17 protein-coding genes and 1 riboswitch are annotated in these 22,825 nt (G+C 38.6%); of the genes, 11 read left to right on the top strand and 6 right to left on the bottom strand.

All coding sequences use genetic code 11. The annotated features are described in order from the left end of the window. Positions 1 to 56 precede the first annotated feature (56 nt). Positions 57 to 1,094 carry a methyltransferase gene (locus tag AC0UA9_RS02700; protein WP_475656665.1) on the bottom strand — a complete coding sequence of 346 codons (1,038 nt, stop codon included), beginning with the start codon at positions 1,092 to 1,094 and terminating at the stop codon, positions 57 to 59. A gap of 240 nt (positions 1,095 to 1,334) precedes the next feature. Further along, a riboswitch (Lysine riboswitch) is annotated at positions 1,335 to 1,575 on the top strand. Positions 1,576 to 1,739: 164 nt separating this feature from the next. On the opposite strand from AC0UA9_RS02700, the gene dapA reads away from it, so the two are divergent. The 4 genes from dapA to AC0UA9_RS02680 all read left to right on the top strand — a co-directional run bounded on the left by dapA (position 1,740) and on the right by AC0UA9_RS02680 (position 6,051). Continuing rightward, entirely contained in the window at positions 1,740 to 2,711 is a 972-nt protein-coding gene (dapA, locus tag AC0UA9_RS02695; RefSeq protein WP_475656662.1) for a 4-hydroxy-tetrahydrodipicolinate synthase, read from the top strand. Then, positions 2,708 to 3,457, top strand: a complete 750-nt coding sequence (locus AC0UA9_RS02690) for a 2,3,4,5-tetrahydropyridine-2,6-dicarboxylate N-succinyltransferase (RefSeq protein ID WP_475656660.1) — start codon at positions 2,708 to 2,710, stop codon at positions 3,455 to 3,457. Before dapA ends, AC0UA9_RS02690 begins: the two co-directional genes overlap by 4 nt. Before the next feature lie 116 nt (positions 3,458 to 3,573). Continuing rightward, positions 3,574 to 4,812, top strand: a complete 1,239-nt coding sequence (locus AC0UA9_RS02685; RefSeq protein ID WP_475656659.1) for a PLP-dependent decarboxylase — start codon at positions 3,574 to 3,576, stop codon at positions 4,810 to 4,812. Positions 4,813 to 4,848: 36 nt separating this feature from the next. After that, the gene (locus AC0UA9_RS02680; RefSeq protein WP_475656656.1) at positions 4,849 to 6,051 is read left to right on the top strand and encodes a succinylglutamate desuccinylase/aspartoacylase family protein; all 1,203 of its coding nucleotides are present in this window, start codon (positions 4,849 to 4,851) and stop codon (positions 6,049 to 6,051) included. A 130-nt stretch (positions 6,052 to 6,181) separates the two neighbouring features. Here AC0UA9_RS02680 and AC0UA9_RS02675 read toward each other — a convergent pair whose 3' ends face one another. Next, positions 6,182 to 9,412 carry an EAL domain-containing protein gene (locus AC0UA9_RS02675; protein ID WP_475656655.1) on the bottom strand — a complete coding sequence of 1,077 codons (3,231 nt, stop codon included), beginning with the start codon at positions 9,410 to 9,412 and terminating at the stop codon, positions 6,182 to 6,184. Positions 9,413 to 9,599: 187 nt separating this feature from the next. Between AC0UA9_RS02675 and AC0UA9_RS02670 the strand changes: the two genes are divergently transcribed. Both AC0UA9_RS02670 and AC0UA9_RS02665 read left to right on the top strand, forming a co-directional pair. After that, positions 9,600 to 10,253: a methyltransferase gene (locus tag AC0UA9_RS02670; protein WP_475656653.1), complete on the top strand. Its 654-nt coding sequence runs from the start codon at positions 9,600 to 9,602 to the stop codon at positions 10,251 to 10,253. 170 nt (positions 10,254 to 10,423) lie between these two features. After that, on the top strand, positions 10,424 to 10,546 hold the full coding sequence (locus AC0UA9_RS02665) for a hypothetical protein (RefSeq protein WP_475656650.1): 123 nt from the start codon (positions 10,424 to 10,426) through the stop codon (positions 10,544 to 10,546). Between the two features lie 32 nt (positions 10,547 to 10,578). Here the strand turns inward: AC0UA9_RS02665 and AC0UA9_RS02660 are convergent, their stop codons facing one another. Continuing rightward, on the bottom strand, positions 10,579 to 11,445 hold the full coding sequence (locus AC0UA9_RS02660; RefSeq protein ID WP_475656649.1) for a CvfB family protein: 867 nt from the start codon (positions 11,443 to 11,445) through the stop codon (positions 10,579 to 10,581). A 96-nt stretch (positions 11,446 to 11,541) separates the two neighbouring features. Then, positions 11,542 to 11,997, bottom strand: coding sequence for a tellurite resistance TerB family protein (locus AC0UA9_RS02655; protein ID WP_475656647.1), 456 nt, complete (start codon positions 11,995 to 11,997; stop codon positions 11,542 to 11,544). Positions 11,998 to 12,345: 348 nt separating this feature from the next. On the opposite strand from AC0UA9_RS02655, the gene AC0UA9_RS02650 reads away from it, so the two are divergent. From AC0UA9_RS02650 to AC0UA9_RS02635, 4 genes are all read left to right on the top strand, one after another. Beyond that, positions 12,346 to 13,569, top strand: coding sequence for an efflux RND transporter periplasmic adaptor subunit (locus tag AC0UA9_RS02650; protein ID WP_475656645.1), 1,224 nt, complete (start codon positions 12,346 to 12,348; stop codon positions 13,567 to 13,569). Positions 13,570 to 13,571: 2 nt separating this feature from the next. After that, a complete protein-coding gene (locus tag AC0UA9_RS02645) occupies positions 13,572 to 16,817 on the top strand; it encodes an efflux RND transporter permease subunit (protein ID WP_475656643.1) in 3,246 nt (1,081 codons plus the stop codon). 224 nt (positions 16,818 to 17,041) lie between these two features. Continuing rightward, a complete protein-coding gene (locus tag AC0UA9_RS02640) occupies positions 17,042 to 19,453 on the top strand; it encodes a reprolysin-like metallopeptidase (RefSeq protein ID WP_475656642.1) in 2,412 nt (803 codons plus the stop codon). A gap of 17 nt (positions 19,454 to 19,470) precedes the next feature. Further along, positions 19,471 to 19,941: a hypothetical protein gene (locus AC0UA9_RS02635; RefSeq protein WP_475656640.1), complete on the top strand. Its 471-nt coding sequence runs from the start codon at positions 19,471 to 19,473 to the stop codon at positions 19,939 to 19,941. 6 nt (positions 19,942 to 19,947) lie between these two features. Here AC0UA9_RS02635 and AC0UA9_RS02630 read toward each other — a convergent pair whose 3' ends face one another. Further along, entirely contained in the window at positions 19,948 to 20,412 is a 465-nt protein-coding gene (locus tag AC0UA9_RS02630) for a chemotaxis protein CheX (RefSeq protein WP_475656638.1), read from the bottom strand. 191 nt (positions 20,413 to 20,603) lie between these two features. Continuing rightward, a complete protein-coding gene (zur, locus tag AC0UA9_RS02625; protein ID WP_475656891.1) occupies positions 20,604 to 21,038 on the bottom strand; it encodes a zinc uptake transcriptional repressor Zur in 435 nt (144 codons plus the stop codon). Between the two features lie 214 nt (positions 21,039 to 21,252). Here zur and AC0UA9_RS02620 point away from each other — a divergent pair, with 214 nt between their 5' ends. Continuing rightward, positions 21,253 to 22,329 carry an acyltransferase family protein gene (locus AC0UA9_RS02620; RefSeq protein ID WP_475656636.1) on the top strand — a complete coding sequence of 359 codons (1,077 nt, stop codon included), beginning with the start codon at positions 21,253 to 21,255 and terminating at the stop codon, positions 22,327 to 22,329. Positions 22,330 to 22,825 lie beyond the last annotated feature (496 nt).

Genomic DNA, 22,825 nt, shown 5'->3' with positions numbered 1-22,825 from the left:
AAAAATTATATTTATCAAGTTTAATTCAAGTTTAATTATTTTTTGGAGCAATTAATTTAGTAACGATAAATAGTAAAACCGTGCTGACTCGTCACGCGTTTGGTTGCACCAATATGCGTTTGCATTATAGGTAAGTATTGCAAAAAGCTATTAGCAACGATGGTGATATTCCCACGGGGGGCCATATGCGCTTTTATGCCTTTTAAAAATAACTCGCTTGCCAGGTAACTTGTTTTTGTTCCTTGATGAAAGGGGGGGTTGGCCACAACATGTTGGTATGTGTCAGTCACATTAGATAAACTATTTGACGCAAAAACATCACCAGATAAACCATTAAGTGCTAATGTTTTGTTTGCTGACGTTATTGCTAATGCATTTACATCAAGTAAAGATAATTGTGTGTCGGGAAATTTTTTGCCAACAAACGCGCTGATAACACCCGCACCACAGCCAAAATCTAACGTTTTTCCTTGCATAGTCTTAGGTAAGTTTTCTAATAACAAGGCCGTACCCACATCAAGTTTCTTTTGACTAAAAACACCGGGTAAAGCGGCTATTGTTAGCGCTATATTGTCAATGTTAATTTGGTATTCTTTAAACCAATCATTAAGAACAAAAGGTTTATTCAAGCTTGCACTGTTGACTATGCCCGCAAAAACTAAGCAATGGCGAGCGGCATCAATTTTCTGACAAGCCAGTAAAAAGTGCTGTGTTAGTTTAGGGCTAGATTGCACGCCTCCTTTTTTCTCGCCCACTAAAACCACTTTAGCATCAGGAAGTAAATAAGGCGCTATCATTGCTAAAGTATACGCAAGCTCATCTTTACTTTTAGGAAAGTTAATGATGATTAAGTCATGTTTTAGCTCGGTTTGATATTCACTATTAAAACTGACTGCTACACGCGTTTCGTAGTTATTATTAAGCGCAAGGTAGTCAATATAATTAGTGTTATGGCAAGTGACTTTAGCCTTGGGGTTACGGAGCAAGTAGTCTTCAATAAAACCATCAGCCGTTAAGTTAATAAACAGTGGTGTGCTCGCTGAAAGTAATTCACTATTTCGTAATAGTACTTGGCTAATGTTTGAAGTTGACATAAGAAAAAAAGCAGTAATAAAAAGATAAGAGGTGGTATTCTACTGTATACACAAGTGAATACAACAATTAGCGTACTTGAACGTTGACATAAAAGTGTGATCAATGGTTTAATACCACTGTCCCTAATTTCGACCTTGTGAATAATATAATTCATAAGATCTTCCTCGTATATTATTAGCATTTTACTGCAACTATCAGAGAATGATGAAACAAGCATAAGGCTAGTTATGTTGAGGAAAGGGGCCAGAAGAGGAGCGCTAACCAGGTAGTTATTATTGCAATAGGGATATTGCACAGAGATCAAACTCTGATAATAGTAATGAGGGGGATTAACGCCGAGGTAACTATTGATTTGGTTAGATAGTTATCGGTTGTTTACTTTTGTTTTAGGAACAAAGGTTTAGGGTTGAATCCCGACAATTGTCACTGATATTGACTTACCTAAGGTGAGTTATAATTGAGTGGAGAGCTTCTGGCCTTTGCAAATAAAGTCAGTAATTTCCATAAGTAATGTCTAAGTGATACCTTATAAGTAATACTTAATCAATGCGCAGTTGCTCGACCCATTGTAAATGCCCTTAAGTTCTCCGAACTATTTCTCATAGTACATTTGTACTCTGAAGTAATTAATGAGTTCGAGAATAATGAATACAAAAACGCCTCCCCCCCCGACAACTTTTAGTAGAAGCCATAATATTGGTACCTGCCTTTTATGGACAGCGTTAATCACGCCATTTCTTGAAAATAACGAAATAGACTTTGCTAGTTTAAAACAAATAGCGATAGCACAGGCACAAGCAGGTAATGGTATTTTATTGCTGGGAAGTACGGGAGAGGGCCTTGCACTAACCCGTGCAGAACAATTAAGCATTGTTGAGTTTGTTTGTCATTTACAGCTTAATACACCATTAATGGTGGCAGTTGGTGGTTATAATTTACCAGATCAAATTAACTGGATTGAGCGCTGTAATACATTAGCCATTGATAGTTTTCTTCTAGCGACTCCTCTTTATGCAAAGCCAGGGGAAATTGGTCAAACCCAATGGTTTGAAGCATTGCTTGATGCCGCTAAGTTACCTTGTATGTTGTATAATGTGCCTTCTCGTAGTGGTGTTGGTATTCCTGTTAACACTGTGGAAAACCTACAAAATCATCCTAATTTTTGGGCAATGAAAGAAGCAAGCGGGGAGTTAAGCACCTTTTTAAGCTACCGTAAATCTTGTCCAAACATAGCAATATATAGCGGTGAAGATGCCATGCTGCCGTATTTAGTACCTGCCGGCGCTAAAGGGCTGGTGTCTGTGTGCAGTAATGCGTGGCCTCAAGCCACGCAAACCTACGTGACAATGTGTTTTGCACAAGAAACAAAAACGATGTTTCCGCTGTGGAATGATGCAGTAGATGCCCTTTTTTGTGTGGCTAACCCTATCCCCCTTAAAGTGCTAATGGCGCACCAGAAAAACATTCAAACGCCTACATTACGCGCGCCCCTGACCCACCAAGAGTTAACCAACAATCTAACACTGTTGGCTTTTGATGAAAAAATTAATCATTGGTTAGCACAAGTTAATCAAACGTCTTTTAAAAAAAATATTGAAAATAGGAATAGTGCATGAACTGGCAAGAGGTAATAGCGCAGCTAGAAGCTGGCACACTACGTGCTGCAAATCAAGATGCTGAGGGTAACTGGCATGCCAATGTTACAGTAAAGCAAGGAATTTTAGCGGCCTTTAAGGCAGGAGTGAATGTTGGTTTCTCAGGACCTTACCAAGGGTTTGTTGATAAAGCCAACTTGGCTGCTCGACAATTTACCCCGGAAGATGAAATACGCTTAGTACCGGGAGGCTCTTCAGTACGAGCAGGGGCTTATGTCGCTAAAGGGGTTATTATTATGCCCCCTGCTTATATTAATATAGGTGCATATGTTGATAGTGGTACCATGGTTGATAGCCACGCATTAATAGGTTCGTGTGCGCAAGTTGGCCGTAATGTACATGTGTCTGCGGCAGTACAAATTGGCGGTGTATTAGAGCCAATAGGGGCTAGTCCTGTAATTATTGAAGATAATGCATTTTTAAGTGCTGGCGTCGTGGTAGTTGAAGGGATTGTCGTGAAAAAAGGCGCGGTATTGGCACCAGGTGTGTCATTGTCTAAGTCAGTGCCAGTCTATGATTGTATCAATGAAGTGATGCGTGAAAAAGGGGCTGAAATACCAGAGAATGCGGTTGTTGTGCCAGGTACTCGTCCTGTTAAAGGGCAGTGGGCACAGGCACAAGGCTTAAGCATGGCATGTGCGCTTATTGTGAAGTATCGAGATGAAAAAAGTGATGCTGCCCTAGAATTAGAGTCTATTCTTCGTTAATTAACCTAGGCTAGGCCTTGCGAGGAGGAATATTAAGCTGTGCTGGTTAACCTCAGTCAGCATGGTTTAATGTGACTTTACCAACTAATACCTTAACTAAATAAAACTGAAATAATATGGCGAATAAACCCACTTGGTTCGACCCCGATATCGAAAATATTTTGTTGGCACACCAGTCACCCGAAGAGGAGCAGGGCTACTTTGTTTATCAACTTGATGCGTTAAAAAAACACCTTGATGAACTGCAGCAGCAAGACGTTGTTAAGCTATGGTTTGCCGTAAAAGCTAACCCTTTATCAAGCGTTATTCAAACATTAGACAGTGCAGGCTTTGATTTTGATGTTGCAAGCACCGGTGAGTTGTCACAAGTGTTAGCACAAGGTGTTAATCCCAGTCGTATACTTAATACTGGGCCAGCTAAATCAAAAAAACAGCTAGCAGCATTTGTTAAACAAGGAGTTAACACCTTTGTCGTTGAAAGCCTCAACCAATTAAATTGGCTTAATGAGGTTGTGGCAGAGCAAAAAGTAACCAATGCAAGATTTACCACACCAAAAGTATTGCTGCGTGTGCAATTACAATGGCCTGACGGCGAAAAAAACCCATTAGGCGGCAATAGTTTAACGCCCTTTGGTTTGTCGGTACAGGCGTGGGAAACTATACAGGTGAGTGATTTTCCAGCATTAAATATTTGTGGTTTACATATTTTTCAGTGGGGGAATATGCTCAGCAATGAAAAAATGTATTCGCTGTGGCAACAAATGGTTTTGCCGTTAAGGCAACTTGCAAGCAATATTGGTATGGCATTAAAAATTCTTGATTTGGGCGGTGGCTTGGGTATTGATTACCTAGGTGAAGGTAAAGCCTTAGCATGGCAACAAGTTATTGCCGATTTAGCCAATATTAAAGCGCAAGCCGGAGTTGAAGCATTGTGGCTAGAGCTGGGCCGTTTTGCTGTCGCTGAATGCGGATATTATGTTGTGCCTGTCATTGATAGAAAAATTAATTATGCGCAAGAGCAGTTAGTACTGGCAGCGGGTATTAATCATCTGATTCGCCCTGCAATAACCGAGCAACCTTTTCCTGTGGCGCTACTGCGTCAATCGAATGAGCCTAGCCAACACTTTGATTTACACGGACCTTTATGTACAAGCCTAGATAAACTAGGGCATTTACCTTTACCTAAAGATGTTAGTGTAGGTGATGAATTAGTGTTTGGTTATTGCGGTGCTTATGGCTTTACTGAAAGTATGCCGTTTTTCTTATGTCATCAATTGGCGGCTGAATATGTTATTAAAGACAGTAGGTTAATTGAAGTGAGAGCGGCCAAACCAGCCAGTGCTTACCTGGCATAATCCGGTTTAACCTTTGCTTAAAAGAAGAGATGAATTATGAAAACCTTCGCTAATACCTTTAACAAGCGCATTTTGCATGTCGGTGAAATGGCCAGTGGTGCTACTTTAACCGTGCCTGTTTATTCTTATGAGAAAGCACAAACAGGCTCAGCACAAAAAAAACCTAATGTGTATATTCAAGCAAATATGCATGGTGCAGAAGTACAGGGTAATGCCGTTATTTTTCAGCTACTAGAATTATTAAAAAATATAGAGATACAAAGTAATATTACCTTAGTGCCTTATGCTAACCCTGTTGCTTGTAATCATAAAAATGGTGAATATACCTTAGGCCGTTTTGATCCTATTACCGGTGTTAACTGGAATCGTATGTATCATTTTAACAAAGCAATAATTGCTCCTTTTGCCCAGCAACATCTGAATGCGAGCAATGATGACATTAACGTGAATTTTGAGCGGTTGTTAATTGATCAGATCGAGCAAAAGCTAGACCATAACATTTGGGGGTTAACCACAGGTCAGCGTATTGCATTTCAATTACAACGCATGGCACATCAAGCTGATATAGTATTGGATTTACATACGGGGCCGATTTCGAGTAAACATTTATATTGCCCCGAATATGCAAAAGCAAGTGCCCGTTATTTTGATATCCCCCATACTATTTTAATACCTAATGATTTTGATGGTGCGATGGACGAAGCTACTTTTTGTCCTTGGTGGGAGTTGCAACAAAACTTTAATACACTAGGAAGAAGTTTTGTTATGGGCGAGGGGATTTTTGCGAAAGAAAGCTTTACTGTAGAGCTTGGCTCTCAAGAGCAAATTGATTTAGCGGTAGCGCACCAAGATGCACTAGGAATCTTAAGCTACTTACAACATAAAGGCGTTATTGCTTGTCCTGAAGCGGGCCAAACAAAACATACTGTTTCCACAGGGGTAAAACCAAGAGAATATCAGCCACAAGAAATGACCCGCTATACCTGTTATTTAAAAGATTATAAAGCGTTGTACTCTCCCATGGGCGGTATGGTCGATTATTTAGCTGAGTTTGGTAAACCGTTACCAGCAGGTGAGCCGCTAGCACGTATTTTACGTATGGATAACTACGGTGATGGTAATCCTCTGCATAATATTGCTCTTGATCAAGAAGTTATTCCTATTTTACATTTTGCATCTGCAAGTGTTAACCAAGGTACTGAGCTTTATAAAGTGTTTACTAACTTTTTTGAAATATAGAAAATATCGCTAACCTTGGGCTGATAGATATACCTTTTATATTGATAACAGAAGCGGTAACAGCTGTCTCACAAGGGGTTATATTGTTTAACGAGTATCATTACCTTGAGTCTTTACCTTGTGATTAGCACTAAGTTAGTGTTGGTTTCTGTTGCGAAAGCAACTGTAAAAACTCATCTGCGGGTATGGGTCTTGAGAAGTGATACCCTTGGCCATAGTCACAGCCAGCCGCTTGTAGCAAGTCCAGTTGCGCCTTTGTTTCTATGCCTTCAGCGATCACTTGTAACCCTAACTTTTGCGCCATGGTAATTATCGCTTCAGATAAAATCATGTCTTGAGACTCTGGCGCTAAATTTTTGGTAAATGACTGATCAATTTTTAGGTAGTCTAGGTCAAATTTTTTCAAATAGGAGAGCGATGAATACCCGGTGCCAAAGTCATCCATAGAGAGTTTAATACCTGCTGATCTTAATTGAGAAAGCAGTTCAATCGTTGTTTGATCATTATGCATCAACAGACCTTCTGTTATTTCAACGACAATGTTTTCCCCAGGCAAGTTCTGCTCTGTAAGATAGTTTAGCCAATCTAACTTATCTATTGTCTCATCAAATTGCACCGGTGATTTATTTACACTCACTTGTATATCTACACCAAGCTGTGCTTTACATTGTTTTATGTATTGTACTGTTTGTTGAAAGACCCAATCACCAATTTCTACGATTAATTTTGACTCTTCCGCCAACGGAATAAACTCAGCAGGGCTCACCATACCTCTAGTAGGGTGGTTCCAGCGTAATAGCGCTTCTGCTTTGTGAATAACACCTGTTTTTAATTCAACAATGGGCTGATAAAATACAGCTAATTGATTTAAGCTAATTGCACTACGTAAATCATTCATTAAGGCTAAGTTATATAACGCTTGCTCTTGCATTGAGGGGGTAAAGTAGCAAAATCGATTACGGCCTAGATCTTTAGCAAGGTACATAGCTTGTTCAGCATTTTTTATGAGTGCTGAAGCTGTGCTACCATCACTTGGGTAAAGTGTAATCCCTAAGCTAGCAGACATATAAGTAGGGATTGTAGCCAGCTGATAGGGCTTGTTTAACGCGTGTAGGACTTTTTGGCAAATTGATTCTATTTTATGTAAGTCAGATAATCCTGGCAATATAATGGTAAACTCATCGCCTCCTATTCGAGCAATAAAGTCTGCTTCACGGATACAAGTTGAAATACGTTTTCCGGCCTCGATTAACAGTGCGTCTCCATAGGAGTGGCCTAGGCTTTCGTTAATGACTTTAAAGTTATCTAAGTCAATAAATATGAGGGTAAAGCCTTGCTTCTCATGGTTAAATTTCTTAATTTCATCTTCTAGCCTAGTGATAAACATACGGCGATTAGGTAGTTGAGTTAACGCGTCATAATTTGCTTGTTGGAAGATGAGTTCATCCGCTTCTTTTTTTTCTGTTATGTCTGAAAACAAGGCTATTCTTCTGCTTACTTGGCCCTGTTCGTAAATTGTGTTGATTGAAAGCCATTCTAGGTAATGAGTACCGTCTTTTCGGGTATTCCAAATTTCCCCTTGCCACTTTCCTGTCAGTGTGATTTCTTGCCACATTCGTTGATAAAAATCATTGCTGTGCTTGCCAGAGCTAAATATTTTAGGGTTTTTTCCTAGTAATTCATTACTGCTATAACCCGTAATCTCTGATAAAGCAGGGTTAACGGCAATAATTTCATTGTTAATATTGGTAATCATCATAGCCTCTGCGCTATTTTGATAAACCATATTAGCCAACTTTAGCGCCTCTTCTTGTTGGCGTTTATCTGTAATGTCTGTGCTAATACCAATGATACCAATGACTTTACCTTCATTATTTTTTAATTTTACTTTAGTAACTTCGAGTATTCTTGGCTTGGCATTGACACGAGGTATCATTTCAAATGAGATATGAGGTGAGTCTTGTGCCAGCACAGCTTCATTAGATTTTAAACAGTTAGCCGCGACATCTTTTCCTAGTAATTTGTCTAAGTTACTAGTATGCGTATTAATAAACGCCTTCTCCTCAACACCCACTAAATCAGTAAATGTTTTATTGGCAAATTGAAAATAGCCGTCCGTTCCAGTGAGCCAAATCCCTACAGGGGAGTTGTCAATAATAGAGCGTAACTTAGTACTGATTTCTTGATTATCAGTCATCATGTTTTGCAAAGCGGCAGCCATTTCATTAAATCCATAAGCAATATTATTAAGCTCATCGTTGGTATCAAGCGTTACTCGGGCATTAAAATCACCACTGTAAAATTTACCGGTCACTTTAGTGAGTGCATTGATGCTATTAGTTGCTGACAAATAAAAGCCAATAAGAAAATAAAATACCAACAAAAATAACAATGATGAAATACCTACGCTTAATACCCATTGGTAATTTGCTTGCTTAACGCGTTGTTGCATTAACTCACTGAGTGTGAAAGATAGGGTATTATCTAAGAAATGATAACCTTGGTTAATCACGGTAGTTGATAGGTTATAAAAATCGACAGGAGTTAATACGCTTTTGTCAGAGAGTATTTCATCTAAGCTGTAATTAATGTGGTTTTCTATTGTTTGAATAAGTGCTTGGGCAGAGATACTATCACCCTGTGACAATATAGGCCCTTTTACCTTCTGTATACCCTCGTTAAAAACGGCTAAAGGGCTTAAGGCGTTTGATAACAGTGTTGTGGTCGTTTCTTTAGATCTTTTGTTTTTATTTATTAAGTACAACATGCTGGTGCCGCGTGCTTTGCCGAGGAGCTCTAACGTAATGGGCACGGTAAATAAAAAACTATTGGTTAAGTAATATGAGTCAAGATCATCCATAACTAGCAAGCGGTAATCATCGGCTATTTTTAACTGCAACGAATTTATTGTATGAATTAATTCAGAGTGTAAACTAAAGCTCTCGTTTGGCGATAACAGTAGCCCTTGGTTACTTAAATTGCGCCACTGCGTCATTAGAGAAGACCATTTGCCAGCTTGCTTTAACGTTGAAGGTAAGTTTTCATTAATGACAGAGAAGTGTTTGTTTACCGCTTTATTGATAGGAGAGAGTTTATCTGCGCTCTCTTTAACACCGGCAATAATGGCTAAGGAGATACCTCTATGTTGTTGTAGTGATTGAATTAATAGCGAGACATTTGCTACCTGATTTAACCCTGCTAGCTGTTTATTAGCGGTGTTGATTGATTTAGATAAATAAACCGTTAACGAAGCCGACACAATAAACAACGCAAGTAGCGAAAGGCTGCCCAGTGCTATAAACTTACGAGAGAAACTCAAGTTATTCATTAAGTTTATAGCGGGAGTAAATAATAGTTTCATAAATAGCAAGTTAAACGATTTTATTAAGATATTATACCATTACCTAGGCTATTATCTAAGCCATTATTACAATAGTAGCTACATTTTGGTACACATTATCTTATGCTAGCGACATAACGCTGTTTGTCACCTTTACTTGTTTTTAGTGAGTGGTGAAAGAGCACTATAATACCGAGTAAACCTTCATTTGTTTGAACAAAATACAATAGAAATAAAGGCGTTTTCATTGCAGCACTCACCATTAATTGAGCAATACTTACCGTTATTAAAAACAGTACATGCAGACACACAAGCGCCAGTGTTGGATCTTGCTTGTGGTAAAGGACGCAATGGGTTATACCTTATTGCAAATGATATTAAGGTAGCTTTTACTGATGTGAGTAATGTAGCACTTTTGCAGGTTGAACAATCATTACGTCGGCTAACGACAGAGCAACAAGCGCTAGCACAGTGTTGGCAGGTAGACTTAGAACAAGCTGATGATGCTTTATTAAACACTACACTATTAAGGACTACAGCGTTGAGAGACACAGTGCTAGCCAGACAAGCCTTTAGCGCTGTTATGGTCTTTAGATACTTACATCGGCCTTTATTTGAGCAGATTAAATCAGCGATAAAACCTGGAGGTGTGATTATTTATGAAACATTTACGACAAAGCAGGCAAAATTTGGAAGGCCTAACAACCCAGATTACTTATTAAAACCAGCAGAGTTGGTTGAGTTATTCTCAGACTGGAAAATACTGTATAGTTTTGAAGGTATTGTCAATACATCTCAAGGCGGTTGTGCTCAACAAGCGATTGCACAAATAGTAGCCATTAAGCCTAAAGACATAGAATAAGCGGGTGGTGGGTATGATATAAACGGTTACCATGGCAAGCTCGTATCACCTTGATTAGTATTATAAACGGTTTGTGTTTTGTCCACCAAGGCCTATCTAAATAAAGCTTTTTTTTAGCGCCATTACTGGTTAAACTATAGCTGTTTTTTTCTTGTTAAGGTGTAATGAAAATGTCACACGATGAAGATTTTAAAGATAGCACAGGCGTAACTCAAATTTTAGTAGGGGTAGTAGCTTTTATTGCTTTGCCTTTATTTCCCATGTTGATGGGGTGGTTTTCACTGTTACGCTAGCCGCTGTGTATTAAAGTAGCCAAGGGAGCAGGCTACTTTAATCGAATTCCATTCTTTTCTATGGTTAATTTATTATGTTTTAATAAGTTGCCGACGGTAGCTTTAAATGTTTTTTTACTGACCCCTAAGGTTCTTTGAATTAACTCGGGCGCGCTTTTATCGTGCAGCGGTAGAAAACCATCATTTTTTCGTAAAGCATCAATTAACTTATCAGCAAAGTTATTTACTTTATTTTTACTGCCGCGGGTTAAAATAAGGTCTAAGCGGCCGTCTTCTCGAACTTGTTTAATGTAGCCGTCAATTTTTTTACCAATACGCAGCGGTTGAAAAATTTCATTGTCGTATAGTAAACCCCAGTGTAAATCGTTCACTATTGCTTTAAAGCCTAAATCTGTTTTATTGCCAATAATTAATTTTACTTGTTCGCCTTGCTGATATTCTGCGGGCCAAATATCAATAAATTTATCAAGCTTACTTGATGCGACAATGCGGTCTGTGTGTTGATCAATAAAAATACGTACTAAATAGTATTTACCTACTTCCATCTTGGTATGTTGTTGGTTAAAAGGAACCAGTAGATCCTTAGGCAAGCCCCAGTCTAAAAAAGCTCCAATTTTATTCACTTGGACCACTTTTAAAGAAACAAACTCACCTACTTGGCCCAGGACTTTTTCAGTGGTGGCGACAAAGCGCTCTGCTGAGTCTACATAGATGAATACGGTAATGTTATTACCAACTTTACAGTCGTTGGGTACATAACGATTAGGTAATAATATTTCACCTAAATCACCACCATTAAGATAAACCCCAGTTGGAGTTACGGCAACGACTTTAAGGGTGTTATATTTTCCTATTTCAATACGCGATGAATTAGCGGGTTGTATTGTTGAACTTGTCATGAAAAGTGCCATTTGAACCGGAAGAAGAAATAGACGCTTATAATAACTGATTATCTACGTTGTTTAGCAATTATTTAACTTTTTTGATGAATTATTTCATTGCACCTGCGCTTGGGCAGCAATTTTAGTCGCTATATACTCACTGTGCCTTAGGTGAAGTAAATCCGCAATTTTTCGAATAATATGCTCTTCAATAGTTGTTAACTCACCATCGGCATAAGCAACCTTCCATAATAAGGCGACTATTTCAATTCGCTCAGGTAAAGCATAGTGTTGGTTTAACTTAGTGGTAAACTGATAAAAGTCACTAGCATTGTCACTTAACTTAACAGCTTGCGCTAAGAGTGTATTCACTTCTGGCACAGTGAGGTTAAATTGTTTTATTAAAATATTACACAGTGCGTCTTGCTCACTTTGTGTAAACACGTGATCAGCACGCATAACTTCACAGAGCAGCACTGCACATGAGATTTCTAACGAGGGTTGGTAGTTATCCTGATCATCGTTAGTGTTGAACAAGTTTTCAAAAAAATCCGTTATTTTATTAAGCATGAAGGCCCCTATTTAAGTGGTTAATTTAACAACTATTATTAAAAAAATCTTAATAAATGGTTAAATAAGCTAAGGTTCTATCTTGCTTATAGAGTTTATAGTGTTTTTTATAAAAATCGACCTTAAAACTTTTTTACTCTAACTTATTGATATAAAAGTTAATAAATACTTGGTTGTCACGAAATCCTTACTTTTTTTACAAATGGGCGCATATTTTGTAATACACAGTTACAACTTTTTTGCTATTTCGTTATAAACTAGTCGTTATTATTTATACGCAAAAACAAGCAGGTGATTTATTAAAACCTGTTGTGCAAAATAACATTTCATTTTTAAAAGGAACTGCCAGTGGCGAATAAAAAACAAATCTTGATACCTATTGCCATTTTAGCGCTTGGCGTTATGACGTTTATTGTTTTTTCGAGCATGAAAAAACCACCAGAAGAAAAAGCAGAAACAGATAACACCCCGATAGTTGCAGTAGAAGAGATTTCAGTGGTGCCAATGGTATTAGAAGTTAGCTCTTATGGTGTAGTGAACCCAAAATATGAAACAACGATGGTTGCGCAAGTCACAGGGGAAGTTGTGGAGTTAAGTGATGTTTTTGTGCGTGGCGGTTTAGTTAAAAAAGGGCAACTTTTAGCGCGCATAGACCCTAATGATTACCATGCAGCGCTAATTGACGCACAAGCAAATATGGCATCGGCACGTGCAGCATTAGAAAAAGAAGTAGCACAGGGTAAAGTTGCAGAGCAAGAATGGCGACAAATTACGGATACATCACCGACTGAATTAAGTTTACGAAAACCTCAACTTGCGCAAGAACTAGCGCGTGTTAAGTCAGCTCAAGCGGCTATTTTACGAGCAAAGCGAAATCTACAGCGTACTGAAATAAGAGCACCTTATGATGCAATGATCAGTAGCAGGGATATTGGTTTAGGCTCCTTTGTTAGTGTTGGTAGTCAAATAGGGATGTTATTAGGTACCGCTATTGCGGAAGTGCGCTTGCCTGTTGCTGACAATCAGTTGCAATTTTTGGTTGAGCAAGGGCTTAATGCGACAGTGAACTTAACCGGTACCTATGCAGGTGAAGAAATACAATGGCAGGCCAAAGTCGTAAGAAATGAAGGCGTGATAGATAGCAAAAGCCGTATGAGCTATCTAGTTGCTGAAATTCAAGACCCTTATCATTTACAGAACAGTGAAGCTGCACTTGGCTTACCCTTACGTTTTGGCTCTTATGTACAAGCAAAAATTTTGGGCGTTGAAATAGACAGTGCCAGTGTTGTTCCTCGGTACTTAGTGCTTAATAACCGTGTTGCTTTGTTAGGCAGCGACTCAAGGCTGCATTACGCAGATGTAAATATTGTTCGCCAACAAGGTAGTGATGTTGTTATTTCTAAAGGGTTGCTCAATGGTGATAAGCTTATTGTGTCGGCGTTAGATTACCCAGTAGACGGCATGAAGCTAGCGTTATCAGTGGAAGACGTAGACAAGCCAGATACCAACAATACCGCGCCCAAGGAAAACGTTGAAGTACAAGTGGTCAACAATCAGAATGAAGGAGAATAGTGATGAGCTCTTCTTCCTCAAGTAAAGTAGAAGTTAACAAAACACCTGCTAAAATTGATGAATCTATAGACACTAAAACAGGCCTTATCGCTTGGTTTGCACGTAATACAGTCGCCGCTAATTTATTAATGGTTTTTATTTTGGTTGGTGGCTTCTTAACCATGCAAACCATTGATAAACAGATGTTTCCACAGGTAAAAATTAATTGGATCTCTTACACTGCGCCTTACCCTGGTGCAGCGCCACAAGAAGTGGAAGAAGGGATTACCATCAAAATTGAAGAAGCACTAAAAACAGTGCAAGGCCTTAAACGCGTTATCACTTATTCTAACCGAAACTTTTCCAATGGTTGGTTTGAAGTTGAGCTTGATTACGACCCGCAAGTAGTACTTGAAGAAGTTAAGTCGGCTATTGATTCAATCTCAAGCTTTCCTGATGACATGGAGCGCATAAAAGTTGAACGAGAAAAATTTCGTCAAGAAGTGATGTATATTAGTTTATACGGTGATTTAACCAATGGTGAGTTAAAAGATTTAGGTCGAAAAATTCACCATGAAATTCAACAATTGCCCAAAATTAACATTTCAGAGTTTTATAGTGGTTTAGGTTATGAAATCTCTATTGAAGTAAGTAAAGACAAGTTAAGAGAATATGGCTTAAGCTTTATCGATGTAGCTAATGCAGTGCGTAGCTCTTCTCGTAATATGTCAGCCGGGCAAATTCGTGCCGAGAATGGTTATATTAATCTTAGAGTAGAAAACCAAGCGTATCGTGGTCATGAGTTTGAACTGCTTCCTGTGATCACCTTGGCCGATGGTACCAACATCTTGTTAGGAGATATTGCTACGATTGTTGATGGCTTTGAAGAAGGATTACAGTACTCTAAATTTAATGGTAAAAATTCGGTCACACTTTTTGTTGGCGCGGCAGATAATCAAAGCATCACTGATGTTGCCAAAATAGTAAAATCCTATGTCAATGATAAAGCAGCAGCCTTGCCGCAAGGTGTAAAGCTAGAAACTTGGGTGGATATGACCTACTACCTTGAAGGCCGACTGAACATGATGTTAAATAACATGGAAAGTGGTGCCGTACTGGTCTTTATTATGTTGGCACTTTTTCTTCGTGTGCGTTTGGCTTTTTGGGTTATGATGGGCTTGCCAGTCTGCTTTTTAGGTACTTTATTGATTATGCCAATGGAATTTGTTGGCGTAACTATTAATATAATTAGCTTGTTTGCTTTTATTTTGGTGCTAGGGATTGTTGTTGATGACGCTATCGTGATGGGTGAGAGTGCTCATGATGAAATAGAAGCACACGGGCATTCAACTGACAATGTCATTCGTGGTATTAAACGTGTTGCAATGCCTGCTACCTTTGGCGTCTTAACTACCATAGCCGTATTTGTCCCTTTTTTGTTTGGTGAAGGGCCTTCGTCAGCCTTTGGCAAAGCCATTGGCTCGGTGGTTATACTCTGCCTTGTTTTTTCGTTAATAGAATCAAAGCTTATATTACCTGCGCACTTAGTAAAAATGAAAGTTAAGGCGTTTAACCCCAAAAACCCAATAGACAGAATTCGTCATTGGGTTGATACCGCCTTAAAAAGCTTTATTACGAACATTTACCGGCCCACATTAACTGTGTGTATTGAGTATCGCTATGCGGTACTCATGTTCTTTATTAGTTTAATGTTATTAAGTGCTGGTTTATTTGGAGGTGGTTTTGTGCGTTATATTGGGCAACCTAAAATACCGCATGATTTTCCCCGAGTAAATATTGAAATGAATGTCGATGCTTCTGAAAAATCGACGTTAAAAACTTTGCTAAACATTGAACGTATTCTTTATGAAGTTGATGAAGAGATTCAAGCACAATATGGCAGTTCAATGATCGCAGATATGCAGGTAGATTTACGCAGCCGTATTAGTGGCAATGTCATGGTTAAATTGGTTATTCCAAAAGAAAGAGCTATTAACACATTTGAATTAGCTGATTTATGGCGCAAAGCTATTCCTAATTATCCTGGGGTAAAATCACTGTCAATTGATGATAATTTATTTGGCGGAGGCCGTGATGATGGTGATGTTGCCTTTAAATTAGAAAGTGTTAATGATGAACAGCTATTGGCAGCAGCGAAAGCATTAAAAGTAAAACTTAATTCTTTAAAAGGGGTTGGTGATGTTAATGATTCAAGGCAAACCAGCGCTAAAGAAGTGCAACTTGAACTTAAACCTTTGGCACACAGCTTGGGGTTATCATTAGCAGAAGTAGCATCGCAAGTGAGTTATAGTTTTTATGGCTTAGAAGCCCAGCGTATTTTACGTGACAGTGAAGAAATTAAAGTGATGGTACGCTACCCTCTTGAACAGCGAAGCAGTGTTGGTCATGTTAATGATGTAATGATTCAAGCTCCTAATGGCGCAGAGCTGCCTTTGTCTGAGCTTGCTCATATCTCGTTAACCGAAGGTGTTACGCGTATTCGTCGTGAAGATGGTAACCGTACTATTAATGTTTGGGCGAGTGTTGATGCAGAACAAGTTGAACCATTTGAAATAGCGAAAGACATTAGAGATAACTATATTCCGCAGCTACTAAGACAATACCCACAGGTGCAAAGTGAAGTCTCTGGTAGCATTCAGGAGGAAATGGACAGTGCGAATGACCAATTACGAGATTTTGTTATTTCATTAATGGTCATTTTCTCTTTGCTAGCTATTCCACTGCGCTCTTATGCACAAGCAGTGATGATAATGGTGGTAATACCCTTTGGCGTTATTGGTGCAGTATTTGGCCATTTTCTCTTAGGAATGGACTTAAGTGCCTTGTCTGTGATGGGAATTTTAGCTGCATCAGGGGTTGTCGTGAATGACTCATTGGTTATGGTAGATTATGTTAATAATGCGCGAAAACGAGGTGAGCTGTTAAAGAATGCAGTTATTCATGCAGGTACAAAGCGTTTTAGGGCGATTATGTTAACGTCATTAACCACCTTTATTGGTTTAGTGCCCATTATCTTTTTTGAAACCAGTGCACAAGCACAAATAGTTATTCCGATGGCAGTCTCTTTGTCTTTTGGTATTTTGTTTGCAACCGTTGTTACTTTAGTATTCATTCCGAGTTTATACGTTATTATTGAAGACTTACGTGGCCTTTTTAAACGTAAAAAAACAAGTGGAAATAAGCATGAGCAGCAAACTGAACAAGGTAGCGTTAATGCAGCGCCATTACCAGAAGCGCCTTTGAATTAACCAATGTAATCGCGAGATTTACGGTGTTTTTTATTGCCGTAAATTGAAGGTGTTAAATCCTAAAGCCACATTATTACTAGTTTGTTTATATTTTTCTTTATATATTACATACAATAGTATTAATGTGGCTGTTTTTTTATATTAAAGATAAACTTAGTTTGGTTAGCTTTGTTATAAGCAACGCAACAATAATAAAAGCGGTACATTACCATGAGGTTATTAATATGAATTTACCGAGACAGTTTTTTTTGTGTGTAATAACTTTACTCATATTATCTACTCAAATAAGCTTTTCAGCCCTTGCTTTTACCCAGTCACAGCTAAAAAAATCACTACAGCTATTTACACAAAGCAGCCAAACAGATGCGCTAACAGCCAATATTGTTGAACTGCAAACAGCGCTGCTTAACGAAAGTAACCCCATTGTTGTTGCATTGCCTTTGCCTAATGGCGGATTTGTTAACTTTAAACTAACCGCTGACAGTGTTATGGCAGAACAGCTAGCACTAAAATATCCCAATGTCAGAACTTTTACCGGGGCTTCCCTTGATAATCCATCCGACACGGGCCGCTTTGATATTACCTTAAACGGTTTCCATGGTATGTTTTATCATCAAGGAGAACGTGTTTTTATTGACCCTGTTATAGCTTCCCTTCATGAAAAATCACGTTTACCGGCAAACTATAAACCAAAAAACAGTAACAGAGCGCTTAACCAGGTCAATAGTCAGTATAAAATTTACACGGGAAAAAATAGCCGTGCAATTGATTCATTCGCTCATACTTTTCACGCACCTAAAAAAACTGTGCATCAATTTGATGCTGTAGTAAATAACAGCATTAAAAAAGCAAAAAATCCACTAACACAAAGTATAACTAAAACCTATCGTATTGCTATCACTGCTGCAGCGGAATATACCGCTTTTCATGGGGGAACTGTTGATGGTGCCATGGCAGAAATTATTACCTTAGTTAACCGGTTAAACCAAGTTTATCAGCATGATTTAGCAATAAAGTTAACATTAGTAGAAGATAATGACTTATTAATTTTTACTGATGCTGATAGTGACCCATTTAATAATGACAGCGATGACGGGGCGTTAAATACGGCTGTTATAGACAGAATTATTGGTAGCGCCAATTATGATATTGGCCATGTCGTCAATACCGGTGGGGGCGGTTTAGCTTGGCTGGGCTCAGTTTGTAACCCAGACATTAAAGGCGATGGCGTTACTGGCGCGCCTGAGCCTGTTAATGAGGCTTTTTATATTGATTATGTTGCGCATGAAATTGGCCATCAATTTGGCGCTGATCACACCTTCAATGCTACAGAGGGTGCTTGTGCTGGTAATCGAGCAGCCTTATCAGCTTATGAAGTGGGTAGTGGTTCAACAGTGATGTCTTATGCAGGTATTTGCAATAAGCAGAATTTACAACCGCATTCAGATGCTTTTTTTCATGCTAGATCAATAGAGCAAATAAGCGATAATATCCAAACGGGTATTGGTAGTCACTGCGGTGAGACTAGCGACAGTATAAATCAAACGCCAATTGTTGATGCTGGTGCTGATTATACTATTCCAGCACGCACCCCCTTTACATTATCAGGCGCAGCAACAGATGTAGACAGCAATGTGTTGCAATATAGTTGGCAACAATTTGATTTAGGCGCTAAAACAGCGTCGCTTGTTGAACATGTTGACGATGGCTCTCGCCCTTTATTTCGTGCTTTTAAGCCAAGTACAAACGCAACTCGGCATTTTCCTCAACTATCTGACGTCCTAACGAACACTACAACAATAGGTGAAATACTGCCCACAACGAACAGAGAGCTAAATTTTCGTTTAATGGTATATGATAACGATGGTGGCGCAAGTTTTGATGAAACCAAGCTAACCGTTATTGATACCGGAGCAGCTTTTGCCCTCAATTCACCCGTGTTAGATGATATATGGCTAGAGACAAGGAATACTATTAGTTGGCAAGTGGCCGACACAGATATAGCACCGATTAACTGTGCGACAGTTGATATTTTACTTTCAAAAGATGGCGGTCACAGTTTTGATCTAACGCTGGCCAACCAGGTAACTAATAGTGGCAGTGCTGAGATATCACTAGACGATTTTTGTGCAGATGAAATAAACGCTTCGCAAACAGCCAGAATAAAACTGTTATGTAGCGATAATATTTTTTATGCCGTTAATAGTGGTGCATTTAGTATTGATAAAGCATTAAGCCCTGCAGATATAGCGATTACCAGCCAACAAACAATTACCCTAACCCAAGGGGAGAGTGTAAAGTTATCGAGCGCTATCTTTAACTTTGCGTGTGAAACAGCCGATGATATAACAATTGTTGCGGGCGATAACTATACCTTTAGCGGGCAATCTATCACGCCAAACAGTGACTTTACCGGTGAGCTTTTAGTACCTGTTGTTGCTAACCAGGGGAATATAAGTAGCGCACCCTACCTAATGACACTTACTGTTGAAGCAAAGCCGTTGCCAGAGCCAATACCCGATCAAACAGCTACACCAAAACCAGCGTCTACATCAAAATCAGGTGGTAGTGTGTTTTGGTTATTAGTCTTTGTTATCTTGTGCCGCAGACGAGCCCATACTCACCACACCATTTAATGAAGGAGGTATCTCCATTGAACTATATAACTTTACTCTTATTAATAGTGTTATCTATTAGTTGTACCTCTAAGCCTTTATTACCAACTAAAGGGGGGAAAGTATCATCGCGAGAAAGTATGGCTATTGAACAGGACAAAACAGCCAGTGCTGTGGTAATTAAAAATAAAGAAACAGAGAGTGATGTCAAGAAAAATGCAACGAGTAACAAAGTAAAAGAAGCACTAGCGCTCGCACTAAAAAACCAAGATTATCGCTTATTGGTTACCTCAGGAAGAAGCCTAAGTATACCGGGCGTAAAAGCCATTGAATACCAAGCGATGATTGAATTATGTGGCAAGAAGTATAGTGGGGAGACTGGCGATGTCATTCTATCGCAAGAGCAGCGCATAACACGTAAACAACAAGTGGATTATATGCGCCAATACAATGAAAAAATACTCGTTATTTGTCAACAAAAAAACAAAAAAAGTAAAACCACAAACTAGCGCGCTTTATTCATCAAATGAAAACTCTATATAGGCTTTACCTTGCTCGCCTTTTAAGGCGATAACAACCACAGGGCCTTTAGATTTATGGTGAATGCTATGATCTTTACCCGAAACAACAATCGGTGTTGCCATATCAAAATCGATGCCTTTTTCACTGAGCATACGTTTTGCGCCACCGGTAACCATATTAGTGATTTCGCCTACAAGGTCCGTTATTTCATCGTTTACTTCATCGGGGGCTTCACCCACCATGCCTTGCATTGTCGCTAGCGCCAATGGGGCGTCAAAAGTAATAGATAAAGAGCCTTTAGCTTCAGTACTAACCATACCTATTAGCCCAGATACGTCACCCATAGAAATCTGGTCTTTCTTTAATTGAGGCTTTTCAGGAATTAATTCCATTTGTGCCATTGTCGACATGACGTTTAGCATTGATGATAAAAATGGGTTTATAAACTCTACTCTCATGAAGTCTTCCAAGCCTTAGCTGTTTGCAATGTGATGATTTTGCACATTTAAGAAACAAATGTAAATCAAACTGGTTAATTATATCGATATTCGCCGTATTTTATAATTATCAACGACTCTGTTATATTTTGCCACTCAAATAGTTAAATTGTTTTAGCTTTTTGCTATGACGATCATTGCCCCCAACAGAATCAGCGACAGTGTGTACAACGGCCATGTGCTTCTATAATTTGATGGCTAATAGTAAAACCATTGGCGTCTGCCATAGCCTTTAAGGCTAAATCAAAATTATTCGACTGAATCTCTTTCACATCACCACATTGGTCACAAATAAGTAATTGCACTGGGTGATCACAATCACCAAAATGATGGCACATAATAAAAGCATTAATAGACTCTATTTTGTGGACAAAGCCTTGCTTAGATAAAAAATCTAATGCGCGGTATACAGTAGCCGGCTTTGCCGATGAATCGATCTTTTTAAGCTCATCTAATAAATCATAAGCGCCAATAGCACCTTCGTGTTTAGCAAGTAATAAAAAGACTTGCTCGCGTGCTTTGGTTAATCGGGCTCCATTTTTTTGGCAAACATCTTGTGCTTGAGTGAGTAATTTTTCAGGTGACATGGTCTTTAACATCAAGTATTTTCTCCTCAGTCTATCACAGTAATTATACTCGTCTATAGGTGAACGTTCTAAGACCGACTTATCTTTGTTAAAATTATTAGCTAATGTTGAAAAAATCATTTACATTAGCTAAATGATAGCGCTGTCATTTTTGTGTTGTCTGCCAATTTAATACTCAATTTTTTAAACGATTAGATGTTTTTGGACTTAATATATGACTCGATACCTTGCTCTTGATGCTTTTAGAGGAATAACCATTGCCTTAATGATTTTAGTTAATACACCAGGCACATGGGCGCATGTTTATGCCCCTTTATTACATGCCAGCTGGCATGGCGCAACACCAACAGATTTAGTGTTTCCTTTTTTCTTGTTTATTATCGGTTCAGCAATGTTTTTCTCTTTTAAAAAGAGTAACTTTACTGCGACACCCGAGCAATTTAAAAAAATTGTAAAACGTGGATTTATCATGTTTTTTATTGGTTTTATGCTCAATGTTATACCTTTTAACACCCCCATCGAAGGGTGGCGTATTATGGGCGTGTTACAGCGTATTGGTATCGCTTACGTTATTGCCGCAAGTCTCGTCTTACTATTTAACCGCCGCGGAATTTTTATTATATCAGGCATTATTTTATTAGCTTATTGGGGGGTGTTGGTAAGTGTAGGAGAGGGGGCTTTAACGTTAGAAGGCAATATTATTCGACAGTTTGACTTAGCCACCTTAGGGGCTAGCCATATGTATAATATGCGTGGTGTTAGCTTTGAACCTGAAGGTTTGCTTAGTACAATTCCAGCTGTGGTTAATATGTTGTTAGGCTTTGAATTAACACGTTATTTAACCAGTATTAACGATAAAAAAGAGAGTGTTATTAAGCTAACACTTATTGGTGGTCTGGCAATTGGTTTTGGCGCTTTATGGGGAGTTATATTCCCTATTAATAAATCGTTATGGACGAGCTCTTATGTTATTTACACCACCGGCTTTGCGTGTCTTTTATTGGCAGCATTTATTTGGCTAATTGATATAAAAGGCCAAGAAAAATTAGCCTCACCTTTACTTGTTTACGGTACCAACCCTTTGTTTGTCTATGTGCTGTCATTTTTAATTGTGACTTTGTATTTAAATATCAGTATAGGGAACAGTACAGCATACCACTGGCTTTATGAAAAATTTAAACTAATTGCAGAGCCAACCTTAGCCTCATTTTTGTTTGCTTTTTTTCATGTTGTTTTATTTTGGCTTGTTTCGTTAAAATTGTATCAACGAAAAATATTTATAAAAATTTAACAACGATGAGCGGCAACTTTACTGCTATTTATATAGCTAAACTTTGTGCTAAGACTATTTGTTTCAAACGGGTATAATATAGAAAGCTCGGCCGCTCACTTTTGTCCAACCTTAACCAAGAGCATATTAACACTGCTCTAGCTTGATATGATCTAAGCAGCAACTGCTATTGGAGTGCACATAGCTACTCTTGTATTAGCAGTGAGTTGCTGTTGTTTACCTCTACAACAGTGCTTGTAAAGCTATTAATTGATGGGCATATTTTCGATTATGCCGTGCATACTCAGTGCCTGAGTCGTTATAGCTTGGCACAATGTTTTGGCAGTATTTAATTTACTCTGATGTTTTCAGTAATTATTATCATGGGTAAACTGCACTCGTGTTATTAACTGCACTGCTTAACGCTATGTTTTCTTTGCTTTAACTTACAATAGTGCTATGTTTTAAAGAAAGGAATAAAGCTAATAGCACTTGAACAATATTATATTTTAGGAGA

The sequence above is a fragment of the Colwellia sp. F1 genome (assembly GCF_056238625.1).
This window is presented reverse-complemented; position numbering and strand designations above follow the sequence as displayed.